Source organism: Neohoeflea coraliihabitans, from assembly GCF_019334345.1.
Classification (GTDB): domain Bacteria; phylum Pseudomonadota; class Alphaproteobacteria; order Rhizobiales; family Rhizobiaceae; genus Pseudohoeflea; species Pseudohoeflea coraliihabitans.
Genome location: NZ_JAHWQX010000002.1, coordinates 607,216 through 632,654, shown reverse-complemented (window position 1 = coordinate 632,654; position 25,439 = coordinate 607,216). Strand labels below are relative to the sequence as shown.

Here is a 25,439-nt window from a genome sequence, read left to right as displayed (position 1 = left end):
GCGCTCCCAAATGGCCAAGAGTGTGACCTATGTCTCCGGAACGAAGTGGCCCCAGTTTGTCTCGGGTCGCTCACTTAGGTTTTCCAGGATCTCGCGGGTTCCACGCGCACTCCGCCTTTGCGGAGATCGATCCAGTGCCAAAAAAACCTAAAAATTACATTGGTTTCGCGTGACAATTCTCCTGCGCCATGGTTCCTTTCGCACCGGAGTAAATCTATGTGCGGAATAGCAGGGATCTGGCGCAAGCACAGTCCGCTTGGTCAATCCGATCTGGCCGATGTTGCGAGCATGATGCGGGCGATCGTCCATCGTGGCCCGGACGACAGCGGCACCTGGTCCAATGGGCGGCTGGCATTCGGCCATCAGCGCCTGGCCATCATCGATACATCGCGCAAGGCCCGCCAGCCGATGCAGGTGCAGAGTGGCGATGGCGTGCTGATCTTCAACGGCGAGGTCTACAACTTTCACGCTCTGCGCGCCGAGCTGCGCGCCGAAGGAATCGCATTCCAGACGGCATGCGATACCGAAGTCGTCCTCAACGCTCTGCATCACTGGGGGCCACGCAAGGCCATCCCGCTTTTCAATGGCATGTTCGCCATTGCCTATGTGGACCTTCGCACCGGCGATCTCTGGCTGGCACGCGATCGACTTGGCATCAAGCCGCTGTCCGTCGCCGAGACATCCGAGCGCATTCTGTTTGCCTCCGAAGACAAGGCTCTCCTGGCCTGTGACGGATTTGACCGCACGGTCGACAAGCGTGAGATCATGCTTCGCCTGGCATCCCAATACCGCGATTCAGGCTTCAGCCTGTTCGACAGCATCGAAAGGGTTCCGTCCGGCGGATTGTGGCGGATCGACGGCAGCGGCATCGAGAAATCGATCTTCTGGGATCCGATCGGGTCCGTCAACGTCGACCGTATCATCAATGACTATGGCACCGACGCAGAGCATCACGACAGGCTCGAGGCGCTTTTGCAGCAAAGCATTGACCTTCATTGCATTGCCGATACCGCGATTGCATCGGCCTGCAGCAGCGGGGTGGATTCCGGGGTCATCACGGTGCTGTCCAAACGTCGCCGGCCGGACCTGCATGCTTATGTCGTCGACCCGCAGATGGGCCGGAGCGAGGCCGAGGGTGCAGAACTGACGGCCCGCGCGGCAGGTGTCGAATTGCGCCGGGTGCCGTTCGGGCGCGCGCAGATGTTCGATCTCTGGCCGCAAATGGTCTGGCATCTCGAAAGCGACGGCTGGCACGGCAGCCGCGTCGCCCTGCTCGCTTTGGCGCAGCAGTGCCGAGCCGATGGGGTCAAGGTGTTGCTGACAGGGGAGGGCGCCGACGAACTGTTTGGCGGCTACCCTTTTCAGGCCAAGCGCACCCGCCAGTGGCGGCCGATCTCGCCGCCGTTTGACAGGTTGCTCCCCCGCCGCCTGATCGCCAGCCGGTTGCGCAAGGGTGGACAGGATCCTTTCTCGCCATCCTGGGGTGGACCGAACGCGGACAGGATCAATCCCCTCCGGCGCGCGCTTTCCCCCGAGCTGGGTTTTTTGCCAAAGCGACTGTTCGATCACCTGCAGCCGGTTGCATCGCTCAGCGACCGCGCATTCCTCGCCGGCTGCATCTACGATCTCTATGCCCATCTCGGGGATCTCCTGAACCGGCACGACCGCATGAGCATGGCAGCCTCGGTGGAGCTTCGCGTGCCCTTTATCGAGAACGCGATGATCGACTTCGCCCTGCATCTGCCGCGCCGCTTCAAGCATCGGCGCGGCACCGGCAAATGGCTGCTCAAGAAGGTTGCCGAACGCTACGTGCCCAAAAGCAACATCTACGCTCGCAAGAACGGCTTCGGCATTTCCTCGGATCTGTCCGCCGGAGCGGAGCGCATTCTCATCAATGGCCCGCTGCGCGAGGTATTGAAATGGCCGGCGGCATCCGTCACGGACATGATCGGCCTTGCCGCACAAGATCCGGGATCGCGCATGCGTTTGGTCGGCATGGATCTGTTTCTGCGCCTGTATGCAGAGCGCGAGACGACGGAAAATCTTTCGGAAAAGCTGCATGCGGCCGCCGGCGCGGACTGAGCCTCCGCAAAGGGTCTGAAATGGACCCGCCGCTCTGGTGCTGATCCAACAATTCGTTCCCCTTAAATCACACTGGTAAATCCACTGCTTTCCAGGCCACCCTGCGCCGATGAAAAGTGAGAGTGAAGTCGATGGTTTTGAGCCGCCGCCGGGAAACTGCGTCGATGCAGCAGCCCTGTTCAAACGCTTGAGCACTGCCCTCGGTTTTGCGATCGTGGCATGCCTCATTCCTGGGTCCCTGGCCAATGCCGCGGTCTCGGAGCGCTCGGTGCAACAATGCGTTTGCCAGGGAATGGACACCGAGGTGGCGCTCGAAAGCGGCGCTCGTGCAGATTGCGTTTCGGCGACCCATGCCATCGAAGTCGACAAGACGGCAGGCTGGGCACAGGCGATCGGACAGGCGTTGCATTACGCCCAACAAACCGGCAAGCGGCCGAAGATCATCCTCTACTGCGAAGATCGTCCGGGTCTGTGCCTGGCACGCAAGCTGCGACTTGAAGAGACATTGGCCTTCGCCAGTCTGTCGATCGATCTGGAGACTGTCGATGATGCAGTCCTAAGCGCGCGCTGCGGCCGCTAGCGGACCACGCTACGCGCACCTGCGGGCTCAAGTCTTCTCTGCAGAAAATTTCGAAGGCAGCCACTTTGAGGGGTTGGATATGGTGCCAACTGACCTATCTTGCGCCATGTTGTCGGTGGCCGAGAAGCAGGCAACTGCCGTCGGACAACGCGCGTCAGAAGGTGAGATGCGACGCTCTCTCCCCAGTTTGCCGCGTTGCGAGGTCAGCGAAAATAACGTAGGAATTCAGCACTCTTGCACTTTCTCCCGGATCAGCATCGATGAATCACGGCAGCCAATCTCCTGGAAGTTCGAAATTGCTGCCGAAGTCGCTCACAGGCATATCCGGTCTTGATGACATCACGGCCGGTGGGCTGCCGACAGGTCGTCCGACCTTGCTGTGCGGCGCGGCAGGGTGCGGCAAGACGCTTTTTGGCATGACTTTTCTCGTTGATGGTGCGGTTCGGCGCGACGAACCCGGCGTTTTCGTCAGTTTCGAGGAAACAGCCCCGGATCTCGCCGTCAATGTCGCATCGCTCGGCTATGAGGTCGATAAGCTGATCGACGAGAAAAAGCTCGTCATCGACCACGTCAGGGTCGACCGCAGCGAAATCGAGGAAGCGGGCGAATATGATCTCGAAGGTCTGTTTGTCCGGCTCGGTTATGCCATCGATTCCATAGGCGCCAAGCGCATCGTTCTGGATACCCTGGAGACCCTGTTTGCCGGCCTCGACAACGTGGCCGTGTTGCGCTCGGAGTTGCGGCGCCTGTTCGAGTGGATCAAGCAGAAGGGGATAACGGCAATCGTCACCGCAGAGCGCGGCGAGGGCCAGCTGACCCGGCACGGTCTGGAAGAATATGTCTCCGACTGCGTGATTTTGCTCGAGAATCGCGTTGAAGACCAGATCACCACACGGCGGCTGCGGGTGGTCAAGTATCGGGGGTCAGCGCACGGTACGAACGAATATCCGTTCCTGATCGACGATCACGGCATCACGGTGTTGCCGATCACGTCGGCGGGCCTGTCCTATGACGTCTCCGAGGAGCCGGTCCCCACGGGCGTGGAAGACCTCGACGCGATGCTCAGCATCGGCGGCTATTACCGGGGCTCAAGCGTACTGATCTCGGGTTCTGCGGGCACCGGCAAGACCATCTTCAGCGCTCACTTTGCCAATGCCGCCTGTGCCCGCGGCGAGCACTGCCTTTACGTGGCACTCGAGGAATCGCCGAGCCAGATCGTGCGCAATGTGCGCTCGGTGGGATTGGATTTGCAGCATCACATCGATGCCGATCTGTTGCGGTTCGAAGCCGCAAGACCCAGCTTCTACGGCTTCGAAATGCATCTGACGCGCCTGCATCGCATTGTCGAGACATTCAAGCCGACGATAGTCGTCATTGATCCGATTTCAGCTTTCCGAGGCCCCGCCGAAGAGGTGCATTCGACGCTGCTGCGCGTGGTCGATATGTTGAAGGCCAGAGGCATTACGGCGGTGTTCACCAGTCTGACACCGGCGGACGAGCGGCTGATGAGCGATGCCGATCGCGGCGTCTCATCCCTGATGGACACCTGGATTTCATTGCTCGATATTGAAAGCAGTGGCGAGCGCAACCGCGGTCTATACGTGCTGAAATCGCGCGGCATGTCCAATTCGAACCAGATCAGGGAATACCGTCTGACATCGAACGGTGTGCAATTGAGCGACATGTATATGGGCCCGGACGGCATGCTGACGGGCAGTGCCCGCATTGCGCAGGAATGGCGTGCAAGGACCCTGGAAACGCAGCGGCAGCGTGAAATCGCCTGTCGCCGCCGAAAATTGGAGCGCAAGCGCCTCGTTCTCGAAGGTCAGATTGCTGAATTGCAGGCAACGCTGGCCATGCAGGAGGCCGAGATCGACGACCTGTCCGAAGCGGAACGACTCGACGCCGAATTGGTTAACCATGACCGGCAGGTGATGGCGAGAAGCAGGGGAGTGGATGAATGACCTCCGAGCGCAAGGGCATCGCGCCTCTGGAAGATACAACCGATGAGGATGGCCGCGCGCCAGATGGCACATTTTACAATTTGCGGCTCTATGTCGCCGGACAGACCCCGAAATCATTGTCAGCCGTCGCCAATCTCAAGAAGCTTTGCGAGGATCATCTGGCCGGTCAGTATGACATTGAGGTCGTCGATCTCAGTCAGAATCCGCAATTGGCAGCTGGCGATCAGATCCTGGCTTTGCCGACTCTGGTGCGCCGTTTGCCGCCGCCATTGAAGAAGATCATTGGAGATCTGTCCAATCAGGAGCGTGTGTTGGTCGGCCTCGACATTCGCAGCCAGAGCAAAGGACCATGACCGGTAATTCGCAAACGCCCTGGTGGGAAGAGGCAGACGGTGATCATTCCGGTACACACTTCGTTCTGCGCCTTTATGTAACGGGTTCAACGCCGCGCTCGACGCGGGCCGTGGAGATTATCCGACGCGTCTGTGAAGAGCGTTTGAACGGCCGCTATGACCTTGAGGTGATCGACATTTACCAAAACCCACAAGCCGCCCGCGACGCTCAGATCATCGCCGCGCCGACCCTGGTCAAGATCCTGCCGGAGCCGCTCCGGCGGATCATCGGTGACCTTTCCAACAGCGACCGGGTGCTGGCGGGGCTTAATCTCGTTCCCGCCACGTCACCTCCCGGAGGAACGCAGGGATGAGCTCCGACGGCCCGGATGCTGAAGATCTCCGCCGGAGGATTGCTGAACTGGAAGAACGCCTCCGCGAAGCCGATGAAACCCTCGATGCCATCCGCAGCGGCGAGGTCGATGCCGTCATCATCGGCGGACCTGAAGCTCAGAAGGTCTACACGCTCGACAATGCGGATCGACCATACCGCATCTTGGTCGAACAGATGCAGGAAGGGGCTCTGACCCTCTCTGTCGATGGCACGATCCTCTACTGCAATCGGCGTTTCGCAGAGATTTCCGGCTTCCGCCATGAGCGGCTCATCGGAACCTCCATCCACCAGTATGTCCGGGCCTCGCAGGCCAGCGCTCTGGCTCGGTTAATGCGGCAGAGCGCCCATGGCGGCGGCAATGGTGAATTTGAGCTTCGCCGTGAAGATGGCGAACTGGTCCCCGTCTATCTTTCGTTCGTCGATCTTCCCACCGAGGGAAACCGGGTCCTGTGCGGCATCGTCACGGATCTGACCCAGCAACGCCAGCGCCGGATCGCCGAGGAAGGTCAGCAGATTGCCCTTGAGGCCTCCGATATGGGAAGCTGGGAGCTCGATCTGGTCGGTGACATTGCGCGCCGCTCGGCGCGGCACGACGAGATATTCGGATATTCCACCCCGCTTGACCACTGGAGCCGCGAGCTGTTTCTCGAGCACGTGCTCGCCGAAGACCGGGAAACCGTGATCAGCAGTTTCGACACGGCGATGCAAACCGGACAGCTGGAGTTCGAGTGCCGCATTCGGCGCGCCAATGACGGTGAGGTGCGGTGGATCCGTGGCAAGGGGCGCACCTATTTCGCCAATGGGCGGGCCGCCTCGATGGCGGGTGTCGTGACCGACATCACCGACCAGCGCCTCCTGGAAGATCAGCTTCGCCAGGCACAGAAAATGGAGGCTGTCGGACAACTGACCGGCGGATTGGCGCACGATTTCAACAATCTCCTGACCGTGATACTCGGCAATCTGGAACGCGCTCGCCTCAGGGTCACCGACGCCTCGCTCCTGCGTCAGATTACCCACGCCAGTCAGGCCGCCCAGCGTGGCGCCGGGCTGACGCAGCAATTGCTTGCCTTTTCACGGCGCCAGACGCTGCAGGCGCAGGCCTTTTCCGTCAATGATCGTTTGCCGGAACTCAGACATTTGATCGAGCGGACCGTGGGCGAGGAAATCGAGGTCGAAGTTCAGGCTGGCGACGGGCTCTGGCATTGCTGGTGCGACGTCAATCTTTTCGAATCCGCGATCCTCAATCTCGTCATCAACGCAAGAGATGCCATGCCGCGCGGCGGGCGCCTGACCCTTGCGACGGCGAATGTCACACTTCCGGAAACGGCGAGCGCCGACGGATCGTCATCCATGATCCCTGATCTGGTCCCCGGCCGGTACGTTCGCGTTACTGTGGCCGACGAAGGAGAAGGGATGTCCCCCCAGGTGCAGGCCCGGGTTTTCGAACCGTTTTACACCACCAAGGAGGTGGGCAAGGGCTCGGGGCTTGGACTGTCGATGGTCTATGGCTTTGCCCGCCAGTCAAATGGCTATGTCGTCCTCGACAGTGCGCCAGGTCGCGGAACGACCGTTCATCTCTATCTTCCCTGGACGGATACGGCGAGCATCGACAACGAGCGCTCCGCCGCCAGCCCTCACCTTGACACCGAGCCCCTTGTTATTCTCGTCGTGGAGGACGATGACGATGTCCGTCAGCTGGCAACGGACCTTCTGACCGACCTTGGTCATACGGTCATCGAAGCCAGCAACGGGCATGATGGTCTCGATCAGTTGCAACGGCGAGCCGATATCCAATTGCTCTTTACCGACATCGTCATGCCGCGCGGAATGAGTGGCATTGACCTTGCCCAGGAAGCGCGACGCCGTCGTCCGGATTTGGCGGTCCTCCTGACGTCCGGATTTACAGCCCAGTCGCGGGCCACGGAAGACGGATCGAAAAATGAGTTCCTTTTGGTGCGCAAACCCTACAGCGCCGAGGAGGTCATCGCGGCGATCGGCAAAGCGATGGCGCATGCGGCAGGCGCGGGCCGGCCGCCAAAGGCTGACCAACCGGCTGGCGCCGAACCGTCACCGCCGCAATCCACCCGGCAGAAGCTGCGCGTGCTGGTGGTCGAGGATGAACCTCTTATTGCCATGACGCTTGAGGACATGCTTTTCGATCTGGATTGCGAGGTTGTCGGCCCCTTCGATCAAGTGGCCAAGGCGGAAGCTGCAGTCACGAGCGATACGGCAGAGAATTTTGACGTGGCCCTCCTGGACATCAATGTCAGCGGCAAGACCGTCTATCCGGTCGCTGACCTGCTGACCTCGCGTCACATCCCGTTCGCCTTCATGACCGGCCATGACACCAGTCATATCGACGCCGCCTATCAGGCCGACCATCTTGCCAAACCCTATTCCAGCCAGGATGTCGAGAAAGTCATCGCTGCATTGCAGGAAGCGATAAGCGCCCCGACATGACCTTGGCCAAGTCGTCCTTTTAGGGAAATCTTCCCGGCACAGGTTTCAGCTGATCGCAGCAATTCAAGCTGGGGCAATTAATGCCCTGATTGGTGAGACCGGAAATAGTCGATCGTCTGCGCCAGTCCCTCGTCGACACCAATCTGTGGTTGCCAGCCGAGTGTGGACTGGGCCAGCGAGATATCTGGCTTGCGGCGTTTGGGATCATCAAAGGGCAGGGGCTTGAAGCTCAGCTGCGACCGTGACCCCGTCTTCTGCACGATCAACTCGGCAAGCTGGATCATCGAGTACTCACCCGGATTGCCGAGATTGATCGGTCCGGTGACACTCTTTTCGGAGTTCATCAGACGGACAAAGCCTTCGATCATGTCGTCCACATAACAAAACGATCGTGTCTGGCTGCCATCCCCGAAGATCGTGATCTCGTCGCCGCGCAGCGCCTGCATGATGAACGCGGAGACGACCCGCCCGTCATTCAGATGCATTCGCGGTCCATAGGTGTTGAAAATGCGCGCCACCTTGATCTCGACCTCGTGCTGGCGCCAATAATCGAAAAACAGGGTCTCGGCACACCGCTTGCCCTCGTCATAGCAGGAGCGGATGCCGATCGGATTGACATTGCCCCAATAGGCCTCGGACTGCGGATGCATTGCCGGATCGCCATAGACTTCGCTTGTCGAGGCCTGGAAGATCGGGCAACGTAGCCGTTTGGCCAGGCCGAGCATGTTGATCGCGCCGTGCACGCAGGTCTTGGCGGTCTGCACGGGGTCATGCTGATAATGCACCGGGGAAGCAGGACATGCGAGGTTCCAGATCTCATCGACTTCGACATACAGCGGAAAGCAGATGTCGTGACGCATGAACTCGAAACGCGCATGGCCATGCAGATGATCGAGGTTTTCCTTTGTACCGGTGAACAGATTGTCGACGCACAGGACTTCATGCCCCTCTTCGAGCAGCCGGTCGATCAGATGCGAACCGAGAAACCCGGCCCCGCCGGTGACGAGCACTCTTTTTCGGCTGGCATACAAACGTGGCATAGGGTGTACTTCTCCCGGTGCGGTTGCAGCAATCATCCGCGATATATCGCAAATAACTGCCGCGCCGGCTTGTGTCGACCGCCCAGGCGCGTTGTCCGCGATAAACACAGCTTGGGCAGGGAGAAGTTCCGAGGGTCCTGACCCTAGATGCGGAAGCGGCCTTCCGCATCAGGAGCCTCGCCGTCCAGCGTGATCGACAAATTTGCGCCGTCGCGCTGCACATCGAGATGCCTCTGCCGGCCGCCCAGCTGCAGATCGGCGCTGTAGCCCGGCCATGCCTCGGGAAGCGCCGGTCGCACCTCCAGCCATTTACCTTCACACAGCGTCAGACCGAGAATGCCTTCCACCGCGGCGCGATAGAGCCAGCCGGCCGAACCGGTGTACCAGGTCCAGCCGCCGCGTCCGGCGCGCACACCTTCCCCGTAGATATCGGCTGCCACCACATAGGGCTCGGTGCGGTAGTGATCGGCGGCATTCCGGTCGAGCGAATGCGAGATAGGATTGATCATGTCGAAGGCGGCATGCGCCGCATCGCCGCGGCCCATGCGTGCCAATGCATAAACCACCCAGCTGGCGGCGTGCGTATACTGCCCGCCATTCTCCCGTACGCCCGGCGGATAACCTTTGATGTAGCCGGGATTGCGCGGCGTGTTTTCAAACGGAGGCGTGAAAAGCTTGATCAGGCCATGCTGCCGGTCCGCAAGCCGGGCCATCAGCGAATCCATCGCCTGTTGCGCGCGCTCCGGCGGCGCCATGCCGGAAATGACGCTCCAGCTTTGTGCGATCGAGTCGATCTGGCATTCGTCGCTCTCGCTTGACCCGAGCGGAGCGCCGTCATCAAACGTGCCACGCCGGTACCACTGACCATCCCAGCCGGCTGTCTCCAGGGCCGCAGCGAGCTGCTCGCGGTGCAGTTGCCAGCGCTTTTTGAGCCCGGCATCGAGATGATCGCCGGTCATCTCGATAAAGCTTTGCAATGTGTCGCCGAGGAACCAGCCAAGCCAGACGCTCTCGCCGCGGCCCTCTTCGCCGACGCGGTTCATCCCGTCATTCCAGTCACCCCCGAGAATGAGGGGCAGGCCGTTCGGCCCGGTGCGCGCGATAGCCAGGTTCAGGGCCCGGACGCAGTGCTCGAACAGGCTGACGCTCGTGGCGGAAACGTCCGGCTGGTAGAAGGCATCATGTTCACCTTCGGCCAGTTCCCGCCCTTCGATAAACGGTATCGCTTCATCGAGCAGGGCCTGGTCGCCGGTGAACCGCAAATAGCGAGCCACCATGTGCGGCAGCCAGACCACGTCATCGGAGATCATCGTGCGAACGCCCGCACCGCTGCGCGGCAACCACCAGTGCTGGAAATCCCCCTCCGGAAACTGCCTGCCGGCGGCATTGAGAATCTGCGCCCTGGCCAGGCCGGGGTCCTGCAGCAGGAGGGCCGACGTATCCTGCAACTGGTCGCGAAAACCATAGGCCCCGGAGGCCTGGTAGAAGGCACTGCGGGCCCGGATACGGCAGGCGATGCTCTGATAGGGCAGCCAGGTATTGACCATCAGGTCAAGTTTCTCGTCCGGCGTCGCCACCTGCAAAGTCCCGAGAAGGGCGTCCCATTCTGACTTCGCCGCAGCCAGACCGCGATTGACTGCTGACGTGCCGGCGGTGACCGCCCGCTCGGCGGCGCCACCTTCCCGGTCATCATGGGGCAACGCACTTAGTTTGAGCAGCAAACGGGTTTCTGCGCCGGCGGCCAGAGCGATATCGCAGCCGAGCGCCATGCAGGGATCTCCGCCGCTGTCCTCAATCGCTGGCAGCGCACCGCCGGCCAGCGCCGCCGGCAGCCGCATCGTGCCGTTGCGTCCGATGAAGGCGCCGCGTGAGGCTGTCAGGAGCCTGGCCGGCCGATCAAGGCTGAAGCTGATCTCCGTGTCTCCGAAATCGTTGGAGAACGGGTTGCGAGCCAGCAATCCACGGCCATCCGGGCTGGGACGCACCTGCACATGCGTCGCGTTGCGGGCGCGGTTGTTGCCCAGCACCAATTCGACATAGCCGAAAACACGCAGCTGCAGCGGCGCGGCTGTCGGATTGCGCAGCGTCAGCTCGATCAGCTTGCTGTTCTCATCTTCGGCGAGTGTCTGCACGGCCTGCAGCGACAGCCAGTCGGTGGTACTGCGGAAGTCGCAGTATCCCATGCCGAACCGCGCTTCGTAGCGGCTGTCCGGATCACTGGACAAAGCCGCATAGGGGGTGGCCACGCGCCCGGTCCCCAGGTCGACAACATGGATGGTTTCGCCGGGCCGGTTGCTGACCGGATCGTTCGACCAGGGCGTGATCTGAAAATCGCGTGAATTGAGCGCCCAGGAGTAGCTCGCACCCTCGGCGGAGGTGTGAAAACCGAATTCGCCGCGCGCCACGACATTGATCCAGGGCTGCGGGGTCCGTTCGCCATGCCTGAGTTGCACGACATATTCGCGACCCGATTTGGCGAAACCGCCATAGCCGTTGAAAAAACTCAGTTCCGCAGCGTCCGCATGCGTCATATCGCCGGGCCCCGCGGTGGCGCTTGTGGCTTCGCCAGCGGCGGTATCGAGGCTCTCCTGCTGCGCTGCCGGCGCGTCGAAATCAGAGCCGGCGATGGCAACTGCAGCCGCGCCATCCACGGCGACCGGCACGTCATCGCTCGGTGCCAGATCGGCGTCCTGGCTGGGCAGCCGCGAAATCTGCTCGGACAATTTGCCATTGCGGGCATGCAACACGATGCGCGCCGCTGCAAGCAGCGCCTGCCAGCCGGCATCCCCCAACAGATCGCGGCGCACGACGAAAACCTGCCGCACCCCGCCATCACGCTGAGCTGCCTGTTCGGCAATAGCGTTCAGCGCGTCATTGAGGTCCTGCACATAGGAGGACCGCCGCTCGTTGACCAGCGCCAGATCGACCGAGACACCGCGCTGGCGCAGATAGTGAACAAGCATTGCCGCCTTGCGCGCCACCGGCAGATCGGCCTCATCATCGATCCTCAGCGCGAAGATCGGCGCATCACCGGAGATACCCTGTCCCCACAGCAGGGATTGCCGACCGGCCGCGTCCCGCACCGTGGCATCTCCCGCCGCCAGCCGGCTGTCCGGATAGACAAGCAAGCTGGCAAATGAGCGAAACAGATTGGCATCTTCGACACTGATCCCCTGGTGGCGCAGCTGGATTTGCGAATAGGTCCAGCTCAGCCGCAGCTCATGTTCGAACATCTCGCCGCGCCGATAATGGGCTACGGCCTGGTCGCGGGCCTTGGCATCGCGGTTGACAATGTTCCACATCGTCAGCGTTGCGCTCTTGAAAGCCGGCACGCGGATTGTCCGCCGCAGAGCATAGATCGGATCAAGCGTGAAACCGTCGGAGCCGCCCAGTTCACAACCCTGATCCATTGCCTGCGGATCACTGATATCACGGCCACGGCCGATAAAGGCACGCCGGTCGGTTTCCGCTTCCAGGCCGGCCACATTGACGCTGTCCGAGAACAGATGCGCGAAATAGATGGGCTGGTCATCCACATTGCGTTGCTTGCGGCGCGCCAGAATGACGCCGTCCGGGAGGATGACATCCGTTTCGACGAACATTTTCGAGAATGCCGGATGCGCCAGGTCCGCATCCGCCTTTTCGAGCACGATCTCGCCATAGGACGTCACCTCGATGAAGCGGTCCTGATCACTGCGATTGCGAATGGTCAGGCGTCGGCCTTCGGCATCAGCCTCATGGCAGACAATGCATTCGAGCACCGTCTCAAGACCCTCTGCTTTCTTGACAAACTCTGCCTTGTGATCGTGAAGGGTGGCGTGGGCCTGCTCTCCAACCCGTGTCAGCCACGGTGTGGCCGACCACCAGACCTGGCTTTCCACATCGCGCAGAAAGATGTGTGAGCCATAGGTGTCGAGTGTTGGATCAGCGCGCCAGCGCGTCACAGCAAGGTCTTCAAAACGGCCGACCCCGGTCCCGAGCGACGAAATCAGGGCGCTGTAGCGACCGTTGGACAGGACCGCAATCTCGCGCGGGCTGGAGATCGGGTCGGCAACGAAGCTGCTGGGCGGCTCGGCAAATTCGGCTGACTGTCCGCCTTTTGCCGGACGTTCCGGTGGACGGGTCACCGGCACGATCTCCCGCGGCGCCTTTTCCTGCAGCAACAGTTCTGCCGCCTTGACCACCGGGTCAGCATGAAAACGCTGGCGATGAATGCCTTCAAAGACCGCATTGGCAATCGCCACGATGCTCATGCCGTGATGGTGCGCCATGTAGTTGCGAACGACCGCAAACTCCTGTCCTTCGAGCAGCCGTTGCGGCGTATAGTCGATCGCATCGTAGAAGCCATAAATGCCGCGCGCCCCGTTTTGCGACAGCCGCCTCAGATTGGCCACCGCTTCCGCTGGCCGGAACTGAGCAGCGAGGATTGATGCATAAGGGGCGACCACAAGATCGTCGGCCAAATCGCGCTTGAGACCAAGCGCTGCAATACCGAAGGCATGATACTGGTAATTCATGTCCCGGTCGCGCGCATTGAAGGCGCTTTCGGATACACCCCACGGCAGCCCGCGCCGCCGTCCCTCGCGGATCTGGGTTTGCACGGCCGCGCTGTTCGACAGGTTCAGCGTGCTGCCGACGGGTTCATGCATGATGAGCGGCGGCATGAGGTATTCGAACATCGAGCCGGACCAGGAAAGCAGCGCACCGCTGACGCCGAGAGGAACCACCGGCCGGCCCAGATGATACCAGTGCTCATTCGGCAGATCCCCTTTGGCAATGGCAAAGAAGCTTGCCAGTCGCGCCTCCGAAGCGAGAAGATCGTAACAGCTTCTGTCCCGTTCGCCCTCGTCGGGCCGGAACCCGATCGAGAGCAATTTTCGCTCGGGATCGAATAGGCAATCAAACCGCATGTCGAAAGCCAGTTTACGGATCCGCTCCGACAAGGCAGCAAGCCGTGCCTTGTGTTCGGCACCCGGACGATCGATTGTCGCGTCTTCCGTCAGCCCGTAGCAGTTCCGCTTCAGGGCATCGGCCCACCAGACGATTTCGCCTGTTTCCCGCTTGTCGGTCTCCGTGTGCAGATCACGCGCCAGGCGTCGGATGTCCTCGGCGATGACCGTCAGGTTGATTGAACGCACCGCGGCTTGGTGCGGCTCGTTGAGATATTGCTCGTAGCTCTGCGCAAACCCGGCAAGCCGCTGGTCGAGGCGTGATCGCAAGGGGCGCACAACGCGCCGCGAGGGCGGCAACATCGCGAATTTGTCTCGCAGCACGCCGAAAGTGTCGCCAATCCCCTGCATGTCCTCAAGCGCATGGACGCTTGGGTTTTCCGCCCAGCTGCGCAGGGCACTGGCCAGCGTGATCAGATGTCCCGCCAGATTGCCGCTGTCGACGGCGGAAACATAGCGTGGATGCAGTGCATCCAATGTTTCCGTGTCATACCAGTTGAACAGGTGACCCTGATATTTTTCGAGGCGCTCGACCGAATTGATCGTGCGCTCGATGGCACCGATTGTGTGCTGAAAGCTCATCCAGCCGAAATCGCGGGCCGAGAGAAGCGACAGGAGATACAGGCCGATATTGGTCGGCGAGGTACGTCGCGCCAGCTTTGCTTTGGGATCCTCCTGAAAATTATCCGGGGGCAGAAAATGATCTTCTTCGCGTGCGAAAGTCTCGAAATAGCGCCAGGTTTCCCGTGCCAAGCGCCGGAGTTCGGCACGATGGGTGTCGGAAAGCTCGAGCCGGTCTTCGGTCTCTGCGGAACGGCTGACATACCAGGCTGCAATCGGCGCGCCGCCCCACAGGACGAGAAAGGGAGCGGCGATCAGTGCCGTCTCGCGATTGAAGACCAGCGTGGCCGCAAAGGCCACGACGGCCAGGAGCACCGAGGGCCGCATCATCGCGAAGGCGGCCGCTACGGAGCCCGAACCGGCCTGATGAACCTGCTGCGCCGTCTTCCATTCCAGAAGATGGCGCCGACTGACAAAGAGACGATACAAGGTGCGCAAGATCGCGTCAGCCATCACCGTCGCACCATGCGCCATGAATGTCAGTCGCAGCGCCGCTTCGGCCGCCAGGGCGGCAAAATCTCCACCCAGCACCACCAGATGACGCGCCAGCGAGGCGTCGCGCTGCTGCGGCAGCAGGGCGGCGTTGAAGTTCATGATCGGGGTCAGCAGCAGACTGGCCATCAGCACCGTTTGCCACAGGGCAGCATGCGGACGGTCGAGCATCAGCCACCCGAGCAGTGAGGCGACCACCCAGGCGATCGGAACCAGCGTGCGGCGCAGGTTGTCGACCATTTTCAGGCGCGAAACACCGCTCAAGCCGTTGCCGGGATTGACAATGAAGGGCAGCAATTGCCAGTCCCCGCGCGCCCAGCGGTGTTGTCGCGCCATGTCGACGTCATAGCGCACCGGGAAATCCTCGATGAACTGCACATCCGTCACCAGCGCAGCGCGCGCCAGGGCGCCTTCGAGCAGGTCGTGACTGAGAACGGTATTCTCCGGCAAGCGACCCGCTGTCGCGCGTTCGAAATGGTCGAGATCGTAAAGTCCCTTGCCGGTGAAGCTGCCCTCGTCGAACAGGTCCTGGTAAATATCGGATACGGCGAACACGTAAGGGTCTATGCCGCGATTGACGGAAAAGGTGCGTTGATAGATCGACGCTTCCGCACCGGTCGTCAACGAGGCTGTAACGCGCGGTTGCAACAGGGCGTGGCCGCCTGTCACCAGACCGGACCGCGGATCAGAGATCGGCGCGTTGACCGGATGCGCCAGCTTTCCCGCCAGTTGCGCCACGGCGCCGCGGTCAAGCCGCGTGTCCGCATCAAGCGTCAGAACGTAACGGATGGTGTCCGGAGGCGTATCGCCGTCGGGGACAAAGGTCGTGTCGCTGTCGCCCCGCAACAGCTGATTGAGCTCGCTCAGCTTGCCGCGCTTGCGCTCCCATCCCATCCAGACGCCTTCCTGCGGATTGTGCAGCCGGCGGCGATGGAACAGGAAGAACCGCTTCTCGGGGGCGGAATGAGCGTATTTCCGGCTCAAGAGGGCAATTGAGCGGCGCGCATAGTCAAGCAGCTCTTCATCGTTCTCGCTGGTTTCGGTGACAGAATCCGGCCAATCGGTTGCCAGGGCAAACAGGATGTTCGTCTGCGGATTGGCAAGATGGTGCAGCTCAAGATTGAGAACGAGATCATCGATCGTGTCATGGCTTGTCAGCAGCGCCGGGATGACGACAAGGGTTCGCACATTCTCCGGCAGGCCCTCCGAGAAGTCGAAGGCGGGAAGACGACGCGGCGGTGCAAGCTTGAGTGCGATAAAGTTGAACAGCCCGAAGGCCGCGTCCGTCGCGGGCAGCAGCAGGACGAGGCCAAAGACCAGCAACAGCCAGAGCGGGGCGTCCGGCGGCATGACCGACAGGCCGACGGCGGTCAGGAGCAGAGAGAGAAACAGCGCCGGGCCGAACAGCGCGATCCAGCCCAACCGCCGCAAACCGACGTAAAGCATTTCGCCGAGTGACCGCCGATAGCCGGCCTGCTCCTGGAGGTAACGCTGACCGCCGCGCGACAGCGGATGCCTGTGCGGATCTTGTTCTTTCGCGTTTTCAGCCGCCATACGGGCGACAGCTTCCTCGCTCTGCGGGGAACGCCGTGCCGTCCGTTCGATCAGCGTGCGGTACTGATTGCGGGTTTGCTTGTCGAGCTGCGCATAGTCCGGTGCTTCCGCCAGGATGCGATCGACAATGCTGACGCTCTCGAAAAAGGCCAGCCAGTCAATATCATCGATACGCCGCAAGCTGCGGACAATATTGCCGGTGGTCACGTTGCCGGAAGATTGCCGCGCATGTTCTCGTTGAATGGCGGCATCGGCTGTGCCATCGAAAGTCGCGAGGAGCTTGTCGGCGATGGAACTGACATGGTCTTCGTTGCCGTCCCGCAACCGGTAGAGAAGTTGCACGGCAAAGGTGTCGTCTGCGAGCTGGTCTGCCGCCGCATCGAGAAGTTGCGCTCCATTGGCAACATCCGACCCGATCCGGTCAGCAAGCGCGTTCGCCTCGCTACGCCGCCGGCGCGCCCGCTCGACCCGGTCCGAAAGCCGCCGCAGGTTCTCGAGCAGCACAAAGCGCAGCATGGCCGGGATGGCCCAGACCTCGCCGATAGTCAGCGGCGCCGACGCCTGGAAGCCTTCAACCGCTTCGCGCAATGTCTGCAGCGAGAGGTCTGAATTGCTGCACGCCACATAATGCCAGGCAAGCACCAGCGTGCGCGGCACGCGCCCCGGTGCCGACTCCGACAATGGCAACTGCGCATAGAAGCGCTTCGGCATGTCCCGCTTGAGATGCCGGAAATTCTCATCGATGATGTGGTGGTTGTCCAGCAGCCATTCGGCGGCAGGGGTCAGATTGGCCTTGGCGTCGGCGGCGCGGGCAATCTCCAGATAGTTGCCGCGAATGGCCTCTTGGTTGCCGTCAAGCCGCCGGAAGAAATCAAGCGCGGAAAGATCGGGCGGATCCTTGATCTCCGATTGCGCCAGTTGTGAAAAGGTCTGGCGATAGCTTTCATCGGACCAGAATTCCTGGCGGATGGGCTTTTCGCCCGCCGGGCGTTCGTGGAGGTTGACGAGGCCCATGTGCGATTCCATTTCCCGGGGACTTGGGATAACGCCAAACCGCCCCTTCGGTTCCGCCCCGGCAAGCACCCCGGCCCGCGTTTGCATGGGCTTCCGGTAGTGCCAGCGTACTGCAACGCCGCTGCTCCCATATCGGGCGGGAGCCGTTGCATGCGAACACTGACACAATTACGGGCGAGCCTTATCTTTTTGGAGCGCGCCAGTCGCTTTCGACATCCTTGCGCCTGGCAAGCCGGAGGGCCAGGCCAAGCGCCACCCCAACACCGATGGCGACAGTCAGATCAACAAGCACCGTCAGGACCAGCGTCAACAGCAACAAGCCGATATCGCCGGCCGGGCGCTGCAGATGCGAACGCCATTTCTGCGGTTCGATCATGTTCCAGGCGGTCAGTATGAGAAGGGCGGCCAGTGCTGGCAGAGCGAGAAAGCCGGCGACAGGCGCGGCCACAAGCATGATCAGCAGCAGGATGACCGCATGCACAATTCCCGCCACCGGTGTTTGCGCGCCGGCATGGATATTGGTCGCCGTTCGTGCGATGGCACCGGTGGCCGGCAATCCGCCAAACAGCGATGAAGCGATGTTGGCTACGCCCTGCGCCGTCAATTCGGCATTTGGGCGGTGCTGGCCGGCGATCATCTGGTCGGCAACCATGGCCGACAACAGGGATTCGACGCCGGCGAGGAAGGCGATCACCACTGCCGAAGGCAACAATGTGATGAGTCGCGAAAATGAAAGATCCGGCATCTCGGGCCACGGCAGCCGGTCCGGCAATGCGCCGAAGCGGGACATCAGCGTGTCGACCGGCAGGTCGAGCAGGGCGACACAAAGCGAGCCAAGACCGACCGCAATGATCAGGCCGGGAAAGCGCGGCGCAAGGCGTCGCAACCAGACGATCAGCACCAGGGCGAAGAGCCCGACCGCCAGGGCCGCCGGGTTGACTTGCATCCGGGCTTGCCAGAGCACGGGCAGCCGTTCGACAAAATCGGCGGGCACCGAATCGAGCGCGAGTCCGAAGAAGTCATTGATCTGACTTGCGGCAATGATCACGCCGATACCTATCGTGAAGCCGTTGACGACCGCTTCCGGGACATAGGCGATCAGGTTTCCAGCTCTCAGATAGCCGGCCACCAGGAGAATCAGTCCGGCCATGAATGTGGCAAGTACCAAGCCGTCATACCCATGCTGCGCAATCACGCCGAAGACGACGACTATGAATGCACCGGTCGGACCGCCGACTTGCACCCGGCTGCCGCCAAGCAGGGAGATCAAAAAACCTGCGATGATGGCGGTGACCAGTCCGTCTCCCGGGTCGGCACCGGAGGCGATAGCGATCGCCAGGCTGAGTGGAAGCGCCACCATGGCCACTGATGCGCCGGCAAGAATATCCCTGAGGAACAGCGGCCAGCTGTAGCTATGCATCGTGGACAGGATCTTGGGTTGGCGCATTGCTCTTCCTAGCAAAACAATGCAATTCGGAATGCGGACCGATTGTCGCAGTCGATCGTCCACCGACCGTATCAATGGCGTGAACGTCACTCGACCACCCGGTTCAGAGCAGCGCCACGTCGATGGCACGGGGAGATGGCAGTAGGAAACCAGCATGCCGCACGCGCAGACGACACTGGAGATGGCGACAACCGGTCCCGGCCTGTACGAATTCACGGATAGCGCCCAGGCATTCGTCACTGACGCGGGTCCGACAGATCTCGGGCTACTGACGGTCTTTGTCCGCCACACCTCGTGCGCGCTGCTGATCCAGGAAAATGCCGATCCCGATGTACAGACGGACCTGCAAACCTTCTTCCGGCGCCTCGTGCCCGCCGCCGATGATCCTTCAATGAACTGGATACGCCATCGCGCCGAGGGCACTGACGACATGCCGGCTCATATCAGATCCGCCCTGACAGCCACGACCCTGTCGATCCCGGTCGCCCGGTCGCGTCTCACCCTTGGCACCTGGCAGGGATTGTACCTGTACGAGCACCGCACCCGGCCGCACCAGCGCCAGCTCATCCTGCACCTGTCCCGTTGACCTGGCCGGGCCGGCCAGACCTATGTCAGGCTCAATGGCCCTTGCAATACAGTTCGTAGAGCAGGCCAAGCACGCGTTCGACATTGCGCGAGGCCAGGCGATAATACACCAACTGGCCGTCGCGGCGTGTCGCGACGAGGTTGGCGGCTCGCAATTTCGCCAGTTGCTGTGACAATGCCGACTGGTTCATGCCCACCCGGCCGATCAGTTCGGTCACGCTGGCTTCACCTTCGACAAGGTTACACAGGATCAACAACCGGTTCTTGTTGGCCATCGCCTGCAACAGATTGGACGCGTCTTCGGCCCGCTCATACATTTTCGCGGTTTCAAGCTCGAGAGTCATCATAAAATAGCAACCAATATATGCGTGAAAAAAAATATATTAATATAAGTATACAAGCAAAAAAATTTAGCGCGAGTATCAAACGCAGCGCTGACATTACTAGAGTAATGATTACCTAATACGATTCCACGCCAAGGAATGCAAATCATAATGTTCTTGCGGCCGGACTGCCGAATGGCGGTCCGCGGCGTTTCAGGACGCACTTTTCCCGGCGCGGCGCGCGCGTCTGAGAAACCGCGCATGGGCGCTGCAGGTGCGGGAAGATCGGGTGGCTTGGAAAACCGTCAGACCGTCAGAAGACGGGGGTCTGGTGCGGGCGGGCAACGATCGAGTGTCGCAACAGGCAGAATGCAGTCAGCGTTGCGCTCGCAATGAAAATTGCGCCAAAACCGAGAACAGTCATTGTTCGTACCTCCGAGACGTCATTGTCCCACTCGCGGGCACTATCGGTCGGACGCCTTGCGCGGAGCTTGCAACGCCAACGGCCAGATCAACACCGCCGGCCCGCTTCCGTTTCGCCAGACAGATGCTGCAAATCTGCCGCAATTTGGAAACCCGCCGTTAACCTTCGGGCAAGGAATTAACCATAAAAATGCCGGGACTCGTCGGATTGCAAGATCAGGGCTCCAAGACCTTGGCTGCAAAGGCATGAAGCCGCATCGACGCCCGGAACCGTCCGGATGTCTCGCATCCAGGCCGACACGCACAGCTACCAGCAAGTCTTTATCGCGAACGCGAATATTGCGGTGTGGGGGCGCACCTTGTGAATGCGGCGAGCGCTGCGCGTTGGATCAGCGTGAAGAGGGGTAGTAAAGACGTGGGGCAAGTCCGACAAATGGCGCGAGATCCGGCAGCAGTTGCCGGTCTGCAAGCGCGGATTGGACTGACTGAAATGGACGCGGCCGGTCGTGACCGCCTGCGCCGCATTCGCCCAGCCGTGGAAGATGCCGCCCGGCAAGCCCTTGCGACCTATTTTCAGCGCCTTCAGGGCAATCCGGCGATGACCGGCCTGTTTTCATCTCCCCGCCAGATAGATCGCCTTCAGGAACTTGAGATTGCCCATTGGTCGATCCTCTCAGACGCACGCTTCGACACCCTGTACGCCGATCGCTCGGTCATTCTTGGCGATGTCCGTCAGAAGATCGGATTGGCGCCCGGATGGTCGATCGGCGGTCATGCGCTGGTGCTGGAAACGATCATTCGCAGCTTGGCTGAGCGCTCCCCCGGCGGTTTGCGCGGTGTCCTGAAGGGCAAGTCCGAGCGTCGCGAATTCGCCGAGGACGTCATTGCGGTCGTCAAGGCGGCCCTGCTCGACATCGACCTGCAGATGACACACCGGCTCGATGCCGAAGCGCGCGAGCGTGAAAGTCGCCATGCTGCCGAGATCGAAGCGCAGCAGCAAAGGGTGGCGGCCAGTTTCGGGGCGGTGATCGATGCGCTCGCCGCCGGTGATCTTTCGGCGCGCATCGACGTCAGCGCCGCAACATCGCAAGAAGATGTTGCTGCCCGCTTCAATGCCATGATCACTGATCTGACCGCGATGCTCGATACGGCCGAGCAGGTCTCTGACGAAAGTGCTGTCCAGATTGAAGCCATTCAGGACACAATCGCCGGCAGCAGCGCCAAACTCGACGACGCCAACCATGCATTGGAAGGCGGATGTGATCGCTTGAGCACGATCGCCGAGAAGGTGCGTGCCGCGGCCACCAGTGCCCGCAACGCCGAAGAAGCGATCACCGTGGCGCGCGACAGCGCGCAAGAAAGCGATCGGGTGGTGGCCCGCGCGATCGAGGCCATGGCAGGCGTCGAGGCGTCGGCCGAAGAAATCGGCAAGATCATCACGGTGATTGACGAAATTGCTTTTCAAACCAACCTTCTGGCGCTCAATGCCGGCATTGAAGCGGCGCGCGCCGGCGAGGCAGGGCGCGGATTTGCCGTCGTTGCCACTGAGGTTCGCGCCTTGGCCCAACGATCTGCCGGCGCTGCCGACGAAATCAAGACACTGGTCAACGGCACCAAGGGGCAGGTGGGTCGCGGCGTTGAACTGGTCGATGAGACCCGCTCGGTGATCGGCGCCCTGGTCACACAGGTCGGGCGTATCAGCGATGCGGTTTCCGGCGTCGGGACAGAAGGAATCCAGCAAGCAGGCGAGATTGACGACACCGCTTCGGCACTGGGGATCGCGGCTGAGCGGCTCAGCGCCGGACGGCAGGCGATCTCGGAAATGAGCGAAACAAGCACCGATCTTGGCGATGTGATCGCTGAACTCGGTGCCCGCATTCGCGATCATCGGCTGGGCCGCCTTGCTGCGGCGGAAACGGCGCCGCGTGACGCCGGCGGCCCGCAGGCGCCTCGGCCAGCCAGTCAACCGGGTGCTGCGCCGAACCCGACAATACAAAGGTGGCGTGACAGCGCTGCATGACAAAGCCGCTGCAACAAGCAGCAAAACGAGGCGCGGGCTGCCGCGTCCATGGGGGAACGCAGATGACAGAACTGAATGAGGGGCCTCATATTCTTAAGCTGCCCGCCATACTCGATCTCAACGCCGCCAGCCGCTTGCATGAGCAGGTCCTGGCTCTTCAGGACAAGGACGTCGCGATAGATGCCTCGGAAGTCTCTCGCGTCGGCGCGCAGTGTGTTCAGGTCTTGCTCTCCGCCGCAGCCAGCTGGCGGGCGGCAGATCGCCAATTCACCGTGAAACATTCCTCCGAGATTTTTGCCAAGACGCTGACAGTGCTCGGCGTGACGGACGAATCAATCATTTCAATGGAGATTGCGCAATGAAGAAAAAAGTTCTGACCGTTGATGATTCACGGACCATCCGCAACATGCTCTTGCTCACGCTCAACGACGCCGGCTTCGAGACCGTACAGGCCGAAGATGGCGTTGAAGGACTTGAGGTGCTTGAAGAATCAAATCCCGACGTCATCGTCACCGACATCAATATGCCGCGTCTTGATGGGTTCGGCTTCATCGAGGGCGTCCGTCAGCATGATCGCTATCGCGCCGTCCCGATCCTTGTGCTGACCACGGAAAGCGATGCCGAGAAGAAGAACAGGGCACGCCAGGCTGGCGCCACCGGCTGGATCGTCAAGCCATTCGACCCCACCAAGCTCATCGCCGCAATCGAGCGGGTAACCGCCTGACAGGATTGATTCCATGGATATGAACGAAATCAAGGAGATCTTTTTCCAGGAGTGCGAGGAGCAACTCGCGGAACTGGAATCAGGTCTACTCGCTCTGAATGACGGAGAGACTGACCCGGAAACAGTCAATGCCGTCTTCCGTGCCGTTCATTCCATCAAGGGAGGAGCCGGCGCATTCGGTCTCGATGATCTTGTCTCGTTCGCCCATGTGTTCGAGACCACTCTGGATGGGGTCCGGTCCAGTCAGCTCGAGGCAACGCCCGAAGTTCTGAAGGTCATGCTGCGCTCGGCGGATGTGCTGGCAGATCTGACCGCCGCCGCCCGTGAAGGCGGGTCGGTCGATGCCGATCGCACCAGCGCTCTGAGCCTCGAGCTTGAGGCGCTGGCCCGCGGTGAGAGCTTGACCTCCGGCACCGCTGCCCCTGACGACGCTCAGCATGCGGACGAAACCGTTCAACCGCAGACCGACACGCCGCTGCCCGCGACCAGTTCAGCCGAGACAGAAGCAGACCTGGCAGCCAACGATGCATTCGAACCAATCCCCTTCTCATTTGAGGATTTCGCCGACGAGGAGACGGCACCCGGTGTGGAGGCACCCTCCGAGGCCGAAGCTGCGGCCCAGCCTGTCACCTCAGACGCCGGATTGTTCACAATCCGTTTCAAACCGCAATCCGACCTGTATGCCAAGGGCAATGAAACGGTGCTGCTGTTCCGGGAACTCGCGACGCTTGGAACGATGACGGTTGAATGCGACGCCAGCGATCTGCCGCCGATTGATCAGCTTGATCCCGAGGCTGCCTACCTCGCCTGGACGATCACGCTGCAAACAAGTGCCAGCGAGACAGATATCCGCGCCGTTTTCGAGTTCGCCGAATGGGATTGTCGCCTTGAGATCACCAAGGGCGAGACCGCAACTGCCTCTGACACGGAGATCGAGCCGACCGCCGAGACCCAAGCGTCCGCCGAGACCGATCAGCCGATGGCCCCGGTGCCGTTTGACCTGACATTGCTTGATGGCGACGGGACCGACGAGGATGCCGCCGCCTCGGCGGCCGTCGAGGGCGCACCGCAAGCGGCCAATGACGCTCCCGATCCCGGCGCAGTGGCAACGGCTGAGCAGCCGGCACCCAGTCTGCCCATTGCTGAAAAGGCCATCCAGGCCAATGCCGAGCGGCAGACCGCCAAGCCCACCACTGTTGCCGCGGCACCGCAGACGATCCGCGTCGATCTCGATCGGGTCGATCGGCTGATCAATCTTGTCGGTGAACTGGTCATCAACCAGGCAATGCTGGCCCAAAGCGTCGTCGAGAACGAGACCGGCGGCTCCGCCGCCATCAATCTCGGCCTGGACGAATTGCAGCAGTTGACGCGTGAAATTCAGGATTCGGTGATGGCGATCCGCGCCCAGCCGGTCAAACCGGTGTTCCAGCGCATGTCGCGGATCGTCCGCGAGATCGCTGATATGACCGGCAAGACGGTGCGCCTTGTCACCGAAGGCGAAAACACCGAGGTCGACAAGACCGTCATCGACAAGCTTGCCGAACCGCTGACCCACATGATCCGCAATGCCGTCGATCACGGTCTGGAGACCCCCGAACCACGGATCGCGAATGGCAAGAACGGGGAAGGCGTGTTGCGGCTGTCCGCCAAGCACCGCTCCGGCCGCATCGTGATCGAGATCGCCGATGACGGCGCCGGGATCAACCGCGAGCGGGTGCGCCGGAAGGCGATAGAGAACGGTCTGATCTCAGAGGATTCCACGCTCGCTGATGAGGAGATCGACAACCTGATCTTCCATCCGGGCTTTTCCACGGCCGAGAAGGTGTCGGATATTTCCGGCCGCGGTGTTGGCATGGATGTCGTCAAGCGGTCGATCCAGTTGCTGGGTGGCCGCATTTCGATCCAGTCGACTCCGGGACAGGGCTCGGTGTTCACCATGAGTCTGCCGCTGACGCTGGCAGTGCTTGACGGCATGGTCGTTTCGGTGGCCGATCAGACGCTGGTCGTCCCGCTGACCGCCATCATCGAAACGCTGCAACCGGAAAAGAGCGATGTGCACTCCTTCGGATCGAGCCAGCGCCTGATCGCCATCCGCGACAGCTTCTGCCCGCTGGTCGATGTCGGACAGCTTCTCAATTTCCGCGCCGAGACCGCCGATCCGGTCAAGGGTGTCGCACTGCTGGTCGAGAGCGAAGGCGGCGGTCAGCGCGCTCTCATGGTCGATGCCATTCAGGGCCAGCGCCAGGTGGTCATCAAGTCGCTGGAAGCCAACTACTCCTCCGTTCCGGGGATCGCTGCAGCGACCATCCTTGGTGACGGAAGGGTGGCACTGATCCTCGACGTGGATTCGGTCGTTGCCGCCTCGCGCGGCCAATCGATGCGTCAGGAAACGGCGCTGGCGGCGGCAAGTTGAACACAGGTTACAACTGCGCCCG

Annotated in this window: 15 protein-coding genes; 11 read left to right on the top strand and 4 right to left on the bottom strand. The window is 61.3% G+C overall.

What is annotated here, in order from left to right; all coding sequences use genetic code 11:
• Positions 1-216 precede the first annotated feature (216 nt).
• From asnB to KY465_RS08930, 6 genes are all read left to right on the top strand, one after another.
• Complete coding sequence (gene asnB, locus KY465_RS08955) at positions 217-2,082, top strand: asparagine synthase (glutamine-hydrolyzing) (RefSeq protein ID WP_219201321.1); 1,866 nt, start codon at positions 217-219, stop codon at positions 2,080-2,082.
• Between the two features lie 109 nt (positions 2,083-2,191).
• On the top strand, positions 2,192-2,662 hold the full coding sequence (locus KY465_RS08950) for a hypothetical protein (protein WP_219201320.1): 471 nt from the start codon (positions 2,192-2,194) through the stop codon (positions 2,660-2,662).
• Positions 2,663-2,922: 260 nt separating this feature from the next.
• Positions 2,923-4,626: a circadian clock protein KaiC gene (kaiC, locus tag KY465_RS08945; RefSeq protein WP_219201319.1), complete on the top strand. Its 1,704-nt coding sequence runs from the start codon at positions 2,923-2,925 to the stop codon at positions 4,624-4,626.
• A complete protein-coding gene (locus KY465_RS08940) occupies positions 4,623-4,979 on the top strand; it encodes a circadian clock KaiB family protein (protein ID WP_219201318.1) in 357 nt (118 codons plus the stop codon). Before kaiC ends, KY465_RS08940 begins: the two co-directional genes overlap by 4 nt.
• Positions 4,976-5,332: a circadian clock KaiB family protein gene (locus tag KY465_RS08935; protein WP_219201317.1), complete on the top strand. Its 357-nt coding sequence runs from the start codon at positions 4,976-4,978 to the stop codon at positions 5,330-5,332. Before KY465_RS08940 ends, KY465_RS08935 begins: the two co-directional genes overlap by 4 nt.
• On the top strand, positions 5,329-7,812 hold the full coding sequence (locus KY465_RS08930) for a response regulator (protein WP_219201316.1): 2,484 nt from the start codon (positions 5,329-5,331) through the stop codon (positions 7,810-7,812). The genes KY465_RS08935 and KY465_RS08930 overlap by 4 nt, the downstream gene beginning before the upstream one ends.
• Before the next feature lie 77 nt (positions 7,813-7,889).
• Here the strand turns inward: KY465_RS08930 and KY465_RS08925 are convergent, their stop codons facing one another.
• The 3 genes from KY465_RS08925 to KY465_RS08915 form a co-directional block, all read right to left on the bottom strand.
• Positions 7,890-8,852 (bottom strand): UDP-glucuronic acid decarboxylase family protein, encoded by a 963-nt coding sequence (locus tag KY465_RS08925; RefSeq protein ID WP_219201315.1) that lies wholly within the window; start codon positions 8,850-8,852, stop codon positions 7,890-7,892.
• A 143-nt stretch (positions 8,853-8,995) separates the two neighbouring features.
• Positions 8,996-17,482 carry a glycoside hydrolase family 94 protein gene (locus KY465_RS08920; RefSeq protein ID WP_219201314.1) on the bottom strand — a complete coding sequence of 2,829 codons (8,487 nt, stop codon included), beginning with the start codon at positions 17,480-17,482 and terminating at the stop codon, positions 8,996-8,998.
• Positions 17,483-17,663: 181 nt separating this feature from the next.
• Positions 17,664-18,929, bottom strand: a complete 1,266-nt coding sequence (locus KY465_RS08915) for a SulP family inorganic anion transporter (protein WP_219201313.1) — start codon at positions 18,927-18,929, stop codon at positions 17,664-17,666.
• Positions 18,930-19,083: 154 nt separating this feature from the next.
• On the opposite strand from KY465_RS08915, the gene KY465_RS08910 reads away from it, so the two are divergent.
• A complete protein-coding gene (locus KY465_RS08910; RefSeq protein WP_219201312.1) occupies positions 19,084-19,515 on the top strand; it encodes a secondary thiamine-phosphate synthase enzyme YjbQ in 432 nt (143 codons plus the stop codon).
• 31 nt (positions 19,516-19,546) lie between these two features.
• Here the strand turns inward: KY465_RS08910 and KY465_RS08905 are convergent, their stop codons facing one another.
• Entirely contained in the window at positions 19,547-19,861 is a 315-nt protein-coding gene (locus tag KY465_RS08905) for an ArsR/SmtB family transcription factor (RefSeq protein WP_219201311.1), read from the bottom strand.
• Positions 19,862-20,693: 832 nt separating this feature from the next.
• Between KY465_RS08905 and KY465_RS08900 the strand changes: the two genes are divergently transcribed.
• The 4 genes from KY465_RS08900 to KY465_RS08885 all read left to right on the top strand — a co-directional run bounded on the left by KY465_RS08900 (position 20,694) and on the right by KY465_RS08885 (position 25,417).
• Positions 20,694-22,280: a methyl-accepting chemotaxis protein gene (locus KY465_RS08900; RefSeq protein ID WP_255561535.1), complete on the top strand. Its 1,587-nt coding sequence runs from the start codon at positions 20,694-20,696 to the stop codon at positions 22,278-22,280.
• 62 nt (positions 22,281-22,342) lie between these two features.
• Complete coding sequence (locus tag KY465_RS08895) at positions 22,343-22,642, top strand: STAS domain-containing protein (protein WP_219201309.1); 300 nt, start codon at positions 22,343-22,345, stop codon at positions 22,640-22,642.
• Positions 22,639-23,004 carry a response regulator gene (locus tag KY465_RS08890; protein WP_219201308.1) on the top strand — a complete coding sequence of 122 codons (366 nt, stop codon included), beginning with the start codon at positions 22,639-22,641 and terminating at the stop codon, positions 23,002-23,004. Before KY465_RS08895 ends, KY465_RS08890 begins: the two co-directional genes overlap by 4 nt.
• A gap of 13 nt (positions 23,005-23,017) precedes the next feature.
• Complete coding sequence (locus KY465_RS08885) at positions 23,018-25,417, top strand: chemotaxis protein CheA (protein WP_219201307.1); 2,400 nt, start codon at positions 23,018-23,020, stop codon at positions 25,415-25,417.
• The last annotated feature ends 22 nt before the right edge of the window (positions 25,418-25,439 follow it).